At 68.8% G+C, this 14002-nt stretch carries 12 protein-coding genes and 1 pseudogene; 8 read left to right on the top strand and 5 right to left on the bottom strand.

Features of this window, described 5'->3' with window-relative positions:
* Window positions 1-126: 126 nt before the first annotated feature.
* Entirely contained in the window at window positions 127-633 is a 507-nt protein-coding gene (locus AB0J12_RS03790) for a dual specificity protein phosphatase family protein (protein WP_363262548.1), read from the bottom strand.
* Between the two features lie 116 nt (window positions 634-749).
* On the opposite strand from AB0J12_RS03790, the gene AB0J12_RS03785 reads away from it, so the two are divergent.
* Window positions 750-1553, top strand: a complete 804-nt coding sequence (locus tag AB0J12_RS03785; RefSeq protein ID WP_363262546.1) for a nuclease-related domain-containing protein — start codon at window positions 750-752, stop codon at window positions 1551-1553.
* 4 nt (window positions 1554-1557) lie between these two features.
* Here the strand turns inward: AB0J12_RS03785 and ligD are convergent, their stop codons facing one another.
* Entirely contained in the window at window positions 1558-2439 is an 882-nt protein-coding gene (gene ligD, locus AB0J12_RS03780) for a non-homologous end-joining DNA ligase (protein ID WP_363262544.1), read from the bottom strand.
* Window positions 2440-2510: 71 nt separating this feature from the next.
* Here ligD and AB0J12_RS03775 point away from each other — a divergent pair, with 71 nt between their 5' ends.
* Window positions 2511-3557, top strand: coding sequence for a Ku protein (locus AB0J12_RS03775; protein ID WP_363262543.1), 1047 nt, complete (start codon window positions 2511-2513; stop codon window positions 3555-3557).
* A 40-nt stretch (window positions 3558-3597) separates the two neighbouring features.
* Here the strand turns inward: AB0J12_RS03775 and AB0J12_RS03770 are convergent, their stop codons facing one another.
* From AB0J12_RS03770 to AB0J12_RS03760, 3 genes are all read right to left on the bottom strand, one after another.
* Window positions 3598-5382, bottom strand: a complete 1785-nt coding sequence (locus AB0J12_RS03770; RefSeq protein WP_363262542.1) for a beta-ketoacyl-[acyl-carrier-protein] synthase family protein — start codon at window positions 5380-5382, stop codon at window positions 3598-3600.
* 204 nt (window positions 5383-5586) lie between these two features.
* A complete protein-coding gene (locus tag AB0J12_RS03765) occupies window positions 5587-6906 on the bottom strand; it encodes a hypothetical protein (protein ID WP_363262541.1) in 1320 nt (439 codons plus the stop codon).
* A 206-nt stretch (window positions 6907-7112) separates the two neighbouring features.
* On the bottom strand, window positions 7113-7403 hold the full coding sequence (locus AB0J12_RS03760; RefSeq protein WP_363262540.1) for a hypothetical protein: 291 nt from the start codon (window positions 7401-7403) through the stop codon (window positions 7113-7115).
* A gap of 145 nt (window positions 7404-7548) precedes the next feature.
* Between AB0J12_RS03760 and AB0J12_RS03755 the strand changes: the two are divergent.
* From AB0J12_RS03755 to AB0J12_RS03730, 6 genes and pseudogenes are all read left to right on the top strand, one after another.
* Window positions 7549-7768: pseudogene (locus AB0J12_RS03755) on the top strand (site-specific integrase); the annotation flags it as partial.
* A gap of 173 nt (window positions 7769-7941) precedes the next feature.
* Window positions 7942-8223 (top strand): hypothetical protein, encoded by a 282-nt coding sequence (locus tag AB0J12_RS03750; RefSeq protein ID WP_363262538.1) that lies wholly within the window; start codon window positions 7942-7944, stop codon window positions 8221-8223.
* A 336-nt stretch (window positions 8224-8559) separates the two neighbouring features.
* A complete protein-coding gene (locus tag AB0J12_RS03745) occupies window positions 8560-9246 on the top strand; it encodes a DUF6308 family protein (protein WP_363262536.1) in 687 nt (228 codons plus the stop codon).
* A gap of 441 nt (window positions 9247-9687) precedes the next feature.
* Window positions 9688-11514: a DUF262 domain-containing protein gene (locus tag AB0J12_RS03740; RefSeq protein ID WP_363262535.1), complete on the top strand. Its 1827-nt coding sequence runs from the start codon at window positions 9688-9690 to the stop codon at window positions 11512-11514.
* Complete coding sequence (locus tag AB0J12_RS03735) at window positions 11514-12557, top strand: CBS domain-containing protein (protein ID WP_363262534.1); 1044 nt, start codon at window positions 11514-11516, stop codon at window positions 12555-12557. Before AB0J12_RS03740 ends, AB0J12_RS03735 begins: the two co-directional genes overlap by 1 nt.
* 169 nt (window positions 12558-12726) lie before the next feature.
* Window positions 12727-13965 (top strand): serine/threonine-protein kinase, encoded by a 1239-nt coding sequence (locus AB0J12_RS03730; RefSeq protein WP_363262533.1) that lies wholly within the window; start codon window positions 12727-12729, stop codon window positions 13963-13965.
* Window positions 13966-14002 lie beyond the last annotated feature (37 nt).

Below are 14002 nucleotides of genomic sequence, written 5' to 3'. Positions count from 1 at the left end.
ACTCCTGTGGGTAGGGATGTTCGAGGGCCCCGTACACCATATTCGTAGGTAAGTCCTTTTTGCTGTTCGAGGGGTCCTGCTCGGCCTTGCCGATCGAGGGGGCCGCCCGCACGATGGTTCGGTGATCTACTCGGCGAGCTCCTCCAGCAACCGCACCGTCGGCAGGCCCGCCCGCAGATACGCCACGAACAGCTCGTTGTGCAGCGCCCACGGCGAGCGACGGGACCGTATCAGCCGTATGGCGTCCTCCGCCGAGCGGCCCCGGTGGATCAGCGCCTGCGCCACGACCAGGCCGGAACGGTTGTAGCCGTGGTAGCAGCGCACCAGCACCCGCCGGCCGTCGTCCAGCGCCTCGCCCACCGCTCGGGCCAGCCGCAGCACCCCCGCGAGCTGGGTGCCGTCCAGCGGTCCGTCCGGGATGTCCCACACGTGGTGCTCGACCCCGGGATCGGGCCCGTGCCCCGGCAGCCGCAGCAGCGTCTGCACCAGATCGAACTCGTCCCGCACAACGGCGAACTCCAGCCGTCCGGACGTCCCCCGGAACTCGTGCCCGCCCATCCACAGGCCTGGCACGATCTCGCTCCACGGACTGTCCGGAGCGGGCACGTCGGGCTGTTTCCCACGCGTACGCAACGGCGCCTCCCCAACCCCGCTCACCACTGTCCCGCCCGCGCAACTCCTTCCCAAGGTAGCCGCCTTCTTGCCCCGGGAGCACCCCGCCTGTTCCCATGGTCGTGGGGTGATGGGGCATGAGCCGACTGCGCGTCATACCGACCTACAGACACGGCCGCGAACGGCTGTACGTCTGCTCCACGGACGGACGGAACATCGCCTGGTACGACCGTGAGGCCGCCCGGGTGAACCTGCTCAGCGAAGACCACCGGGAGGACGTCCTGGACGCCCTCGGCCCGTTCCTGACCGGCCAGGTCGCGGTGGGCCCGCCCCCGGTCCCCACCCCCGCCGAGCTGGCCCGGCTCAGCCTCCACCCCGACGACGACCTCGCCCCCAACCGGCCCGGCGAGGCCCTGCTGGTCGCCCTGGAGCGCGACCCGGGCCCCGCGCACCGGCTGCGCCCGGACCCGCGCCGCCGGGCGCTGGAGGCGGAACAGTCCGTCGGCGAGGTGCTGGACCGGCTGGACGGCGCCGGCTGGCACGCGCTGCACTCCGTACCGCTGCCCGGCGGCGACCGCGTCCACCATCTGCTGATCGGCCCCGGCGGCCTGTTCGCCCTGCACGCCGTGCACGCCCGCAAGCAGAAGGTCACGGTCGACGGGCCGCTGCTCACCCTGGGCCGCCGCGACCCCCTGCCGCTGCCGCGCGACGTCCGCGCGGTCGCCGCCCGCGCCTCCTACGCGCTGACCGCCGAGGTCCGCCCGGTGCTGTGCCTGCTCGCCCCGGCGTCCGTGAACGTCGCCGCACCGCCGCGCGGGGTCCGGATCGTCACGGACACGGACCTGCCGGAGCTGGCCCGCCAGGGCGGCGTACTGAAACCGGCCGACGTGGAGGCCCTGCACGCGATGGCCCGCGACCGCACCACCTGGGCGCGCGTCTGACCGCTCAGGGAACCGAGCCCGTGCGCCCCGGGTCCAGCAGCGGTGCCAGCAGATCGCCGTAGTCCTGGAGCCGGGGCGCGATGTCACCGGCGCCGAACGCCAGCTGCTCCGGCGCCCCGCACTCCTCGATCTCCTCCCAGGTCACCGGCGCCGACACCCAGGGGTGCGAGCGGGCGCGCAGCGTGTAGGGCGTGGCGGTGGTCTTGCGGGCGGCGTTCTGGCTCCAGTCGACGAACACCTTCCCGGGTCTGAGGCTGCGCGTCATGCGGTGCAGCGCGAGGCGCGGCATGGCCTTCTCCGCCTCGACGGCGAGCTGCTTGGCGTACTCGGAGGTGCGGTCGGACGGCGCCGGGCGCACGGACGCCAGCAGATGCAGCCCCTTGGACCCGGACGTCTTGGCGTACGCCTCGATCCCGTCCCCGGCCAGCCGCTCCCGCAGCCACAGCGCGACCTCGCAGCACTCGACGACGGTCGCGGGCGGCCCGGGGTCGAGGTCGAAGACGATCCGGTCGGCCACGTCGGGCGTCTGCACCCGCCACTGGTGCGTATGGAACTCCGCGACCTGGTTCGCCGCCCACATCAGGCTCGCCAGATCCTGCACGACCACCATCCGCGCCGGCCCCTCCGAGCGGGGCACGGCGGCGGTCGTGACCCAGTCGGGCGTACCCGGCGGCACGTTCTTGGTGAAGAACCGCTGCCCGTCCGGCCCGTCCGGATAGCGCAGGAAGGACACCGCACGGTCCCGCAGATGGGGCAGCAGCGCCTCGGCCGTGGTCGCGTAGTAGTGCAGTACCTCGGCCTTGGTGAACCCGGTCGCCGGATACAGCACCTTCTCCAGGTTGCTGAGCGCGATCCGCCGCCCCTCCACCTCTGTGATCGGCGTCATACGATGAGAATTCCCCACAAATGGGAGATATCCGTACTTGTGCGGACCAACCCGACCGAAAGGGTGTGCACGTGAGATCCATTTGGAACGGCGCCATCTCGTTCGGCCTGGTCAGCATCCCGATCAAGCTGGTCAACGCGACCGAGAGCCACTCCATCTCCTTCCGCCAGATCCACACCGAGGACGGCGGCCGCATCCGCTACCGCAAGTTCTGCGAGCTGGAGGAGCGCGAGGTCACCCAGTCGGAGATCGGCAAGGCCTACGAGGACGCGGACGGCTCGATCATCCCGATCACCGACGAGGACCTGGCCAGCCTGCCGCTGCCGACGGCGAAGACGATCGAGATCGTCGCCTTCGTCCCGGCCGACCGGATCGACCCGCTCCAGATGGACGCCGCCTACTACCTCGCCGCGAGCGGCGCCCCGGCCGCCAAGCCGTACACCCTGCTGCGGGAGGCGCTCAAACGCAGCAACAAGGTCGCCATCGCCAAGTACGCGCTGCGCGGCCGTGAGCGACTCGGCATGCTCCGGGTCGTCGGCGACGCCATCGCCATGCACGGCCTGCTGTGGCCGGACGAGGTCCGCGCCCCCGAGGGCGTCGCCCCCGACGCCGACGTCACCGTCCGTGACAAGGAGCTGGACCTCGCGGACGCCCTGATGGACACCCTCGGCGAGGTGGACCTGGAGGACCTGCACGACGAGTACCGCGAGGCGGTGGAGGAGGTCATCGCCGCCAAGGTGTCCGGCGTTGCCCCGCCCGAAGCCCCCGAACCCGCGGCCGGCGGCACGGTCCTGGACCTCATGGCAGCCCTGGAGAACAGCGTGCGCGCGGCCCGCGAGTCCCGCGGCGAGAGCGGTACGGCGGAGAGTGCGGCGGCTGCGGAGGAGGAGGCCGAGGTCAGGCCGCTGCGCGGGCGCAAGACGGCGGCGAAGAAGGAGACGGCTTCGGCTTCGGCGAAGAAGGCACCGGCGAAGAAGACCGCCGCGAAGAAGACCGCGGCCTCGACGAAGAAGACGACGGCGAAGTCGGCGCAGAGCACCGGCGCGAAGAAGACGGCGAAGAGCACCGCGAAGAAGACCCCGGCGAAGAAGACGGCGTCCCGCAAGCGCAGTGCGTGAGGGGACGCCCGCCTTCCTACGCCGTATTCATGCGACGGACTCAGGCCACCCGCCGAAGCGCCAGCACGGCGTTGTGCCCACCGAACCCGAACGAGTTGCTGAGCACGAGATCGCCGTCGTGCGGCAGCTTCCGCGGGGCCCCGGTGACGACATCGAGCCCGATGGAGCGGTCGATCGACGTGCTCCCGACCGTCGGCGGTACGACCCCGTCGCGCAACGTGAGGACGGCGGCGACGGCCTCGACACCGCCGGCGGCACCCTGCAGATGCCCGAGGTGCCCCTTGAGCGCGGTCACCGGGACGGCCCGCGCCCCGAGCACGCCCCGCAGAGCGGCGGCCTCAGCGAGATCCCCCTCCACGGTCGCGGTGGCATGCGCATTGACGTGGACGACGTCGACGACATGCCCCCCGGCGTCCCGCAGGGCGCGCCGCAGCGCCAGCGCGACCCCGCTCCCGCTCGGATCGGGCGCGGCCATGTGGTGGGCGTCGGCGGACAGCCCCCACCCGGCGGCCTCGCAGTAGATCCGCGCCCCGCGGGCCCGGGCGTGCTCCTCGGCCTCCAGGACGAGCACCCCGGCGCCTTCCCCGTTGACGAACCCGTCGCGGTCGGAGCCGAAGGGCCGGGAGGGCGAGATCCCGTCCTCCAGCGGGTGCGTGGACAACGCCCGCATGGCGGCGAACGAGGCCATGATCGCCGGCGTGACGACGGCCTCGGCTCCACCGGCGAGGGCGACGTCGACCCGGCCGTACCGTATGCGGTCGATGGCCTCCCCGATGGCCTCGGTCCCGGACGCGCAGGCGCTGGTGACGGTCCGGGCCTCCCCGGTGATGTGCAGATCGAGGGAGACCTGCGAGGCGGCCTGCGAGGGCACGGTCATGGGAGTGGTGAGCGGCGAGACCCCGCGGGCCCCGCGCTCGCGCAACTTCCGATCCCCGCCGACCAGCACCGACGCATCCCCGAGAATGGCCCCGAGACAGACCCCGACCCGCGAGGGATCGACCCCACTGGCGCCGGTGCCGCCCTCCTGGAATCCGGCGTCGGCCCACGCCTCCCGCCCCGCCAGCACGGCGAACTGGGCGGCCCGGTTCATCCGCCGCGCGACGGCCCGCGGCAGCACCTCACCCGGATCGACGGGTACGACGCCGGCGGTGCGCACGGGCAACGCGTCGAACTCGGGATCGTCGACCTCCCGTATCCCGTGCCGCCCCTCCATCAGGCCCCGCCACAACTCCCCGACCCCGAGCCCGAGCGGAGTGACGGCCCCGAGCCCGGTGACAACGACCCGCCGGGGCCGCGGAACGAAGCCCTCCGCGCGGGGCCTCGCCCGATACCGCACGACGACCTCATCACTGTGCCGGGCATCACGCGCCCACGCGCGCACGTCCTCGTCGGAGTGAGCGACGCCACTCCCGTCATCGAGATTCCGGTGCCACACCCCCCACCGCCGCACGTAGACCTCCTCAACGCCCCCCGGATCGACGACCCGCAACACCCCGACCCGATCCCAGTCCCGGAACTGAGCCTCCGCCACATCGTCGGACTCGAGGACCGGCACGCTCACGGGATCGACCCGCGCCCCGGCGACGGTGACCAGCGCTTGCCGCGCGACGAGATGCTCCCGCTCCCTCCCCCCGAGCGCGGGCTGCAGGGTGAGCCGTATCCACTCGGGAGACTCCGGCAGCGTGTGCACGACGACGTACCAGCAGGCCTGCGCGGCCCCTTCGGGCGAGAGGTCGACGAGATCCCCGGGAATGACCTCGGCGGCGCTGACGGAGTGGGGGTTGAGGGCGAGTCGATTTTCCGACGTTTCGGGTGAATTGGACATGCTGCACCACACTTCCTGGTCCCGAACTGACGTAAAGCGGACGGGAATGAGTGAAGCGGGCGAACCCCCGAAAAGCCACAGTTGAATACTGAATCTGCGAACTGGGTCACATGGGTGGTGTAGACGCCTCTGTCCGATGAAATGTCACATATGTTCTGTATAAGATGAATTGCGTAAAACGACCCGAAAGGCCTGTGTCGGAAGTCACGTAGCCGTCGCGGGCAGGCAGCAGCGGTCGAGCAGCGCGTGGAGTTCCGCCGCGGACAGCGCCGGATTGGCCGCTGCTCCCTCCGCGGTGTCCGAGTCCTTCAGCAACCTCGCGATCAGCTCGGAGGACAGGAGCGGGTTGGCGGCTGCGGCCCGGCGTACGCCGGGGTCGGTGTCAGTGAGCAGGGGGAGGGGCGGCCGTTCCAGCGCGGGGTCGGCGGCGGCCAGTGCGCGCACCTCCGGGTCCGGGTGGTCGAGCAGATGCCGCAGCCCGGTGCGGGGCAGGCGGGGCAGCGTCAGGAGGAACGGGCGTTGTCGGGGCATGGCGACGAAGGCTTCGAGGACCGTGCCGGGCGGCGCGAGCGGGTGGTTGCAGGCGAGCAGGTGCCGCACCTCCGGGTCGGGATCGTCGGCCAGCCGGTCCACGAGCTCGAGGGGCAGCCCGGGACAGGTGGCGGCGACGCGGCGCAGCAGGGGGTGGGGTGACACGGCACACGCGCGGTACCAGTCGGCGTCCGGCTCCACCGGCAACTCCCGGACCGGCCCGATGTCGTCGGCGGTGGGGCCGGCGACCTGGTCAAGGGCCGCACGCTGCGCCCAGGTACGGGGCAGAGGGTGCACCCGGGCGCGGGTGCGCACGGTGTCGTCCGGGTCCTCGGCCAGCTCTTCCAGCAGCGCGGGATCGAGATCGGCGCGACCGGCCACGCACGCACGTATACGGGGATCCGGATGACGTGCGAGGCGGGCGACGGCACCGGCGGGCGTATGAGGGTTGTGCGCCAGGGCCCACAGGTCCCGTCCGTCGGCGAGACAGGCGTCGGCCACGGCCTGCGAGACCGCGTAGTTGACGAGCAGGAGCGACCGTTGATGGCAGTCGAACTCCGGCAGCTCGGCCTCCATGGCCGCGGGATCGAGGACCCGGCTGCGCTCGCGAGCGGCGTCACGCACGGCGGGAACGGGGTCGGCGAGCAGGGCTGCCCGCTGTGCGGGCGTGAGCCAGAGCCACCGCTCGGCTGCGTACGCCCGCAGGTCGGGGTCCGGGTGAGCCCACATCTCGCGATAGAAGGACATGGGCACTTGGAGGGAGAACACCAGCTGCTGCGCTATCTCGTCAGCCGTCACCGCCCGATCCCGAGCGCGATCGTCCCGCCCGGTCAGCAACCTCTCGATGACGCCGTCGAGAAGCGGCTCTACCCGCCCGAACCACGGATGAGGCCCACCGGCGAGGTCGGCGACGACGAAGGAGTCGGGGTCGTCGACCAGCCGGCTCCGTTGCGCCGGGGCGGCATACCGATTGCGGGCGAAGGCCCGACGCACCGCGCGCTCCGGATGCCCGACCACCGCATCGACCACGTCACCGGGAAGCCCCCGCGCCTGACACAACACGGTCCAGGCCGCACGCCCGGCCGGGTGCAACAGGCGGAGCAGAACGTCGGACGGCGCGGCGGGATTGGCGGCAACACCACGAAGCCATGCTTCGGCGAGGGATGAGGACACCGAAGCATGGTGCCAGTTATCACCGCTCAGAATGCCGCTGTCACCACGGCAGCGATCAAGAGGTAAGTGAGCAAGGCGCCGATGAAGACTCCCACCATGGAGAGAACTTTCCAAGTAGGGGTCAGCTCGGCGCGGGCTATTTTGAGGTTGGTGACCGTGCCGAGTGCGCCAGTGAGCCCGCCGATCAATCCACCGATGAAGAGCAAACCCAAGGGGAGGGCCGCGAGTATGCCTTGCCATGTGGGAAGACTGCGGATTTGGGTAAACCAGTCATCCTTCTTTGGGGCATCCAGGCGGAGATCGGGCATGTCGGCCATGTGAACTTCCTCGGCGGCAGGGGAGTTGAGAGTGTGAAGATCCTAGAACTGCCGTACCGCACGTGGAAACGGCCTATCGACGATCAAGCGGAGTCAGGAGTCCTCGCGTGCGCTCGTCGCTCCCCGGGCGGAAGTTCGGCTCCCGGCGTTCCCGCCGGCCGTCGCGGCCTCGCCGATCGCGAGCAGGAGGTACGACCTTCGGCACTCGGCTCTGTGGACGTGGCCGAACGCAGGCGTCGATCCGGCCGAGGTGGCGAGCGTGCCGGCGTCAGCGTTGAGGTCCTGCTGGCCCGTTACGCAAGCGTCTCGACGGGCGGCGGGAGGTCGCCAACCGCAAAATCGAGGAGTTGTTGCGCGAGTACGAGTCATCCCGTGCGGCGCTAGGCTTCAAGCCCCTCGATCCTTCCCGGGGCTTTGCCGTTGAAGGGCGGGAAGCCCGTGAGCAACTGGCGGATGGGCTTCCGGTGTCTTGGTCGGGTTTGGTTGCTGTGGTCGCCCTCAAGAGAAGACCGCGCCTGTGATCTTCGGGAGATATGCCATGAGCTTGCTTGGGGTCCTCGACGAAGCGGTGGCCGTTCTCAAGGCTCCTCTGGATGAGCACGACCGGGTACAGGGCTGGACCGATGATCTCCGAAGAGAGGTGCAGGAAGAGATCTCGATCAATCGCTCAGTGCTGCGTCGCCACGGGATAGGCATGGTCCGGCACCTGCGTCCTCGCTTCGACGAGTGGATGGAACACGAGGGCGTGCAGCCCGGACGCCTCCGGGACCTGGTGGGCGACGTGCAGCGGTCGCTCGTGGAGGCTCGGGCCATGGCGTGAGAAACGCCCGCCGACCTGGCGTTCGTCGCCCGCTGCCAGTCCACGAATTAGTCCACAGACTAGGACATACGGCCGCTACGAGCGGCATCCGCCTGCACATACGCGAAGACCCCGGCCTCAGCGTTTCCGCTGGTGACGGGGTCTTTGGGTACCTCATACAGGGTGCCCCCGGCAGGATTCGAACCTGCGCACACGGCTCCGGAGGGGGATTGCCTTGCAGGCATCGTCGCAGGCCACAGCCCTATGAGCGGCTGTTAGACGAGTATGGGTCCACACATGGTCCACAGCTCGTAGCATGCGCATGAGCATTGCTCTGATCGGAGCGGCGGCGCTGCCGTGCGAATCGTCGAGGCCGCGGGGGGCTACGTGAGGACCATTGGATCACTGCGCGGTTGTGCGGAGAAGCACCTGCAGGACTACACAGATCCCCGGGGGCCCAGAGCCTTTCGCACGTATGACTGGCAAGGCGATCCGGAACGACTGAGTCCGTTGGACTGCTTGGCGCCGGCTCTGCTGAGCGTCCGCATCGACTACAAGCAGGTAGTCCCGTTGTTCCGCCCTGACGGCCCGGGGGCTGAAGTCCTGCAGGCCATGGAAGCGGTGCTTGCGAACAAGGCTTGCGCGACGGCGGATTTCTTGGATGTGACGCTGGATCCGGCGACGGAACCGTGGTCTCTGGTCGATCGAGCACTGGTCGCTACAGGTGAAGCGGGCGGTACTGGGCTGACCGGCTTCAAGGCCGTTGCCGTCACCAAGATCCTCCACCGCAAGCGGCCTAACCTAGTGCCGATTTTCGACAGCAGCATCTACCAGTTCTACCTCGGCCAAAAGCCAGTTCCCGGAGCCTACAAGGACACCTCCCGGCGCTTGTGGCCGCTCCTGCAATCAGACCTACGCCGTCACCGGGATTGGATCCAAGACCTCATCGTCCCCATCCGCACGCCTGACGAGAGGCCCCTCAGCCTTCTTCGAGCGGCAGACATCATTATCTGGGAGCACACGGCCAGCGGATGCGACACGTGAGGCTACGCCTAGCTGACCTCTGATGGCCCCCGCGGCGACGGCGCCAACCACGTCGGCACCGTGCCTCGCTTCAAGGGACTGGAATACCAGCGCCTCGTCATCGTCGGTCTTTAGGACTGCCTCGTGCCGAGGATGGAGGCCATCGACCGGTAAGCCTGGCCGTGGGGCGGCGTGAACGCGCTGCTCTTGCAGGGGCCAGCCTCGCTGTCTTGCTGAGTAATCAGCTTGGCGAGGCCGCCACAAGAACCGCGCAGTCGCCGTCACCGTCGCTGGAACGAGATCAGCGCAGCTGGCACCGCATGACCGCTAACAGCGCGGGCTGGGGGCTGCTGGCGACGCATCAGAGTCCATGATGCTCAATCAACTAACTGTTGACCGCACCTAGTTCCCTTGGTCCAATGTCTTGTTCGCAACGCACGTGAGGGTGGGGGTACGGGGCACGTGGCAGGACTAGACAGCGCAAACCTGAAGACGCTTCTGGGCGATGTCGCCTCGGGAAGGCTTCAGCTTCCCGACTTCCAACGGGAGTGGAAGTGGGACGACGACCGAATACGAGCCATCATCGCGACTGTGACACTCGATTACCCCCTGGGTGTCACGATGACGCTGGAGGCCGGCGGTGCCTCCCGCTTCCGTACCAGGCCGCTAACGGGTGCGGAGTCAGTCGCCGCGCGGGAACCTAGTCTCCTGTTGCTGGACGGCCAGCAGCGTCTGACGTCGCTCTTTCAGGCTCTCTACGTGGCCGAAGCGCCGGTGCGGACCGTGGACACACGCGGCAGATCGGTCCGCCGCTGGTACTACGTCGACATAGCGAAGGCGACTGGCTCACCGTCCGACCGTGACGAGGCGATCGTCTCTGTGCCGGAGGACCGGATCCTGCGCAGGGACTTCGGGCGCAAGGTCGTGCACGACCTCAGCGACACCTCGGGTGAATGCGCCGCGGGGCTGTTCCCCCTGCGGATCGTGTTCGACACGCAGAGGGTCAATGCGTGGCGTCGCGAGTACGAGAAGGCCGACGAGGCGCAGAACTTCGACTTGTGGATCAAGTTCGAGGACCAGGTGCTGCACCCCGTCAGGTCGTTTCAGGTGCCGATGATCAATCTGTCCTCGTCGACGTCCATGGACGCCGTTTGTGCTGTCTTCGAACGGGTCAACACCGGAGGTGTCCCCCTCAACGTCTTCGAATTGCTGACCGCCACCTATGCCGGGGATCGGGAGTACACGAGTCGCACAGGTGATTACTACGACCTCCCCTCGGTCTGGCGTTCGATCAAGGAGCAGGTGGCGGAGCGCTACCCGGTCCTCGGCCGCCTTGAGGTGGACCTCGACGATGGTCTGACCAATAGCGATTTCCTCCAGGCGGTGGCCCTGGTGCGGACGTGGAACCGCAAGCTGCTCGATTCCACGGTGGGCGTCTCGTGCAAGCGGCGCGATCTGCTAGAGCTCCCGCTGGGGGACTTCCAGGAGCTTGCCCCCCGTCTCAAGGACGCGTTCGAATGGGTCGGAGAGTTCCTGTTCACCCAGTGCATCGTCCACGCCGCGGACCTTCCGTACCGAACCCAGGTGGTTCCCCTGGCTGCGGTCCGGGCGATCCTCGGTGAGGAACTCGATACCCCGGCGGCAGCTCAGAAGGTCACACAGTGGTACTGGTGCGGTGTTCTCGGTGAGATGTACGGCGGCTCGACGGAGACCCGTTTCACCCGTGACGTGGAGCAGTTGATCGCGTGGATCCGTGACGACGGCGAAGTCCCCGACACCATCGCCGACTCCTTCTTCGTCCCCGAGCGCCTGCTCACCCTCAAGACCCGCAATAGCGCCGCGTACAAAGGCATCTTCGCGCTCTTGATCCGGCAGGGCGCTGTGGACTGGCATTACACCGACGGTCCGATGGCTCCGGGCACGCTGGTTGAGTACGGCGTCGACGTGCACCAGATTTTCCCGAAGAACTGGGTACGTCGGAACCTCGACGAGCGCTACCCGGCCAACTCCATCATCAACAAGACGCCGTTGTCGCTCCGCGCGGCCCAGGCCCTAAGCGGCGCTCCGGCCGCGTACTTGGAGCCCCTCGCGGCGGCGGCCGACATGCGCTCCGAGTGGTTCGATGATGTGATCTCGACCCATCTCATCGACGCGAAGGCTTTGCGGGCCAACGATTACGTCGCGTTCTTCGAGGCGCGTGCCACCGCGCTGGAAGACCTGGTGTACCAGGCCATGGGCAAGCGCACCACCGTTGTCCGAGGCATGGCGGACGAGGAGGGGGAGCGCTGATGAAGAAGCCGACAACGGCAGAGCTGATCGCCCTCAAAGGTGCGGAACTCGCCCTGGCTGAGCTGCTGGGGCTGTATGCGGTACGGGTGCGGCAGGCCGGCGTCATCCGGGAAATAAGCGAGTCGCTGGCCGCCGCCGGGCTGACGACGCTGCCCGACTTCTCGACCTGCCCGTCGCTCGCCCGGGTACGGCTCGTGCCGGTCGCGACCACCATGACGGGGGCACCCGAGGAGGATCCGGCCGTGCCGGCTGATCCGCTGCCGCCGGGAGCACTGCCGCAGCGCCTGCTGCTGGGAGACCTGCCCTCGGCCGTGGTCGGTCTCCAGTGCGTCTCGCCTGGCGCCGAACTGAGCCACGCCACCTATCTCATGCGTTATGAGGGTTATAACCAGATCCCCGTGGTCAGCAACATGACCGAGCTCCACGGGGTGGTCACCTGGAAGTCGATCGCCCTCATGTACGAGAACGGCTGGGATCTGACTCTGGAGAACGCCATGCAGCAGGAGTCGCTGCCGGTGTTCGACAGTAGGGAAGATCTGTTCAGCTGTCTGCCCATGCTCGTCGATCATGGGTACGTGCTGGTGCGAGGGCAGGACGGCCGAATATCTGGCATCGTCACTTACCAGGAGATCGTCCGCCGGTTCCAGAACACCGCCCGGCCCTTCTTCCTTCTCGGGGAGATCGAGTCGCTGCTACGCCGCTGGCTGGGCGCCCGTCTCAACGCCGAAGCAGTCATCGCCGTGCAGGCGACCAACCGCAAGCCGGAACACCGCACCGGCAAGGTGGAGGACCTGATGTTCGGCGACTACGTCCTGCTCCTGGATGGCACGCAGCAGAAGAAGCCTGCCCTCGCGCAACGTGCGGACGCCAATTGGATCGCCCTAGGCCGTCCTGGACTGGACCGCGGCCAGTTCGTCCACCATCTCCAGCGCGTGCAGGCCATCAGGAACAGGATCGCCCACTTCGACGACGATCCGCTGCCGCCGGAGGACATGAGGGACCTGACCTCGTTCGCCCGGCAGCTTCGTGACTGCGTACGGTGAGCAGTGGCCGAAGGCGGGCGTGATGCCGTTCCTGGCGGGCGGCTCCGCGTTCGCCGATGTCAAGGGCCGAGAACCCGATGACGGCACTCCGGCCGCAGCGATAGGGTGAATGTTCGGTGAAGGTGTGACACGCCGGGACAGGTGGGCACGAGAGGGTGACACGGCAGAGATGACTGAGGTGCCCACGCAGATCGGCCGCTATACGGTCGAGCGCGAGCTGGGCGCGGGGGGCATGGGGCAGGTCTATCTGGCCTACTCACCCGGCGGCGACCCGGTCGCGGTGAAGGTGATCAGGAACGACAGGCTGGATCAGGCCACCCGGGCGCGCTTCGAGCGAGAGGCGCTGATCGCCCGGACGGTCGTCGGAACCAATCGGGTGGCCCGTTTCCTCGACGCCGATCCCTACGCCGACGAACCGTGGATGGCCGTTGAGTACGTGCCCGGCCGGACCGTCCAGGAGCAGGTGGACAGCACGGGCGCCCTCCCGGTGGCGCTGGTCGCCAGCCTCGGAGCCCTGCTCGCCGAGGGTCTGGAGGCCGTGCACGCCGTCGATCTGCTGCACCGCGACCTCAAGCCGCAGAACGTCATGCTCGGCGAGTACGGTCCGATCCTGATCGACTTCGGGCTGGGCGCGTTCCTGGACGCGGGCAAGGACACCCTCACGCAGGACGGCATGATCATCGGCACGGTCCGCTGCATGCCGCCGGAGCAGGCCCTCGGCCGCTCCCGGGTGAAGACCCCAGCCGACGTGTACGGCTTGGGCACGGTCCTGCTGTACGCGGCGGCCGCCCACTATCCGTACGACGGCCGCGGCTGGCCGGCCATCGTCGCCCAGTTGGCCGACGAGGCACAGCCACCGGACCTGTCCGGCCTGCCCGAGGCGCTCGTCCCGCTGATCACGGCGATGCTCGCCCACGCTCCGGAGGACCGGCCTACACTCACGGAGGTCACCGACCAGTGCGTGGCGCTGATGAAGGACACGGGGTTCACACCCGTCGAGGCGCGGTACGCCTTGATCGACGCAGCGGCTCCCCTCAGCGGCGGGGACGGTCGCACCGGGCCCTCGTCGGCGGTGTGGGAGCGTATCGCGGTCCAGCACGGCGACGCGCTTGACGTGCACACGCAGGTCGTGGACGAGGACGGAGCCGACAGCCCGCTCGACCGTCCTGCACGCCCCGACCCAATCGAGGACGAGGAGCAGGCCCGTCCCTCCGGTGCGGAACAGGCGGAGGAACCTCCCATCAAGTCCGCAGTCGTACCGTCGGGCGACCGGGCGGAGCCCGGGGACACCTCCCGCCCCACCGAGCGGACGCCCGTCGAACCGCCCCGCAGGCCCGGACGGAAACCGGCCTCGCAGAAGGTGGCCGAGGAGCTGAGGGCCCGGTACGCGATGCAAGCCGCTCTGTGACCTGTGGTGACGGCAGGCGGGCAGGGCGGTTGCGGGA

The sequence above is a fragment of the Streptomyces sp. NPDC049915 genome, assembly GCF_040656475.1.
In the GTDB taxonomy this organism is placed as follows: Bacteria; Actinomycetota; Actinomycetes; order Streptomycetales; family Streptomycetaceae; genus Streptomyces.
Note: the sequence above shows the minus strand (reverse complement) of the source record. Positions and strands in the feature narration are given on the sequence as shown.

Coding starts and splice junctions, on each gene's coding strand:
- AB0J12_RS03785 (WP_363262546.1), top strand. CDS start 750: ATGAGCCGACTGCGCGTCATACCGACCTACAGACACGGCCGCGAACGG.
- ligD (WP_363262544.1), bottom strand. CDS start 2,439: ATGACGCCGATCACAGAGGTGGAGGGGCGGCGGATCGCGCTCAGCAAC.
- AB0J12_RS03770 (WP_363262542.1), bottom strand. CDS start 5,382: ATGTCCAATTCACCCGAAACGTCGGAAAATCGACTCGCCCTCAACCCC.
- AB0J12_RS03760 (WP_363262540.1), bottom strand. CDS start 7,403: ATGGCCGACATGCCCGATCTCCGCCTGGATGCCCCAAAGAAGGATGAC.
- AB0J12_RS03750 (WP_363262538.1), top strand. CDS start 7,942: ATGAGCTTGCTTGGGGTCCTCGACGAAGCGGTGGCCGTTCTCAAGGCT.
- AB0J12_RS03735 (WP_363262534.1), top strand. CDS start 11,514: ATGAAGAAGCCGACAACGGCAGAGCTGATCGCCCTCAAAGGTGCGGAA.
- AB0J12_RS03730 (WP_363262533.1), top strand. CDS start 12,727: ATGACTGAGGTGCCCACGCAGATCGGCCGCTATACGGTCGAGCGCGAG.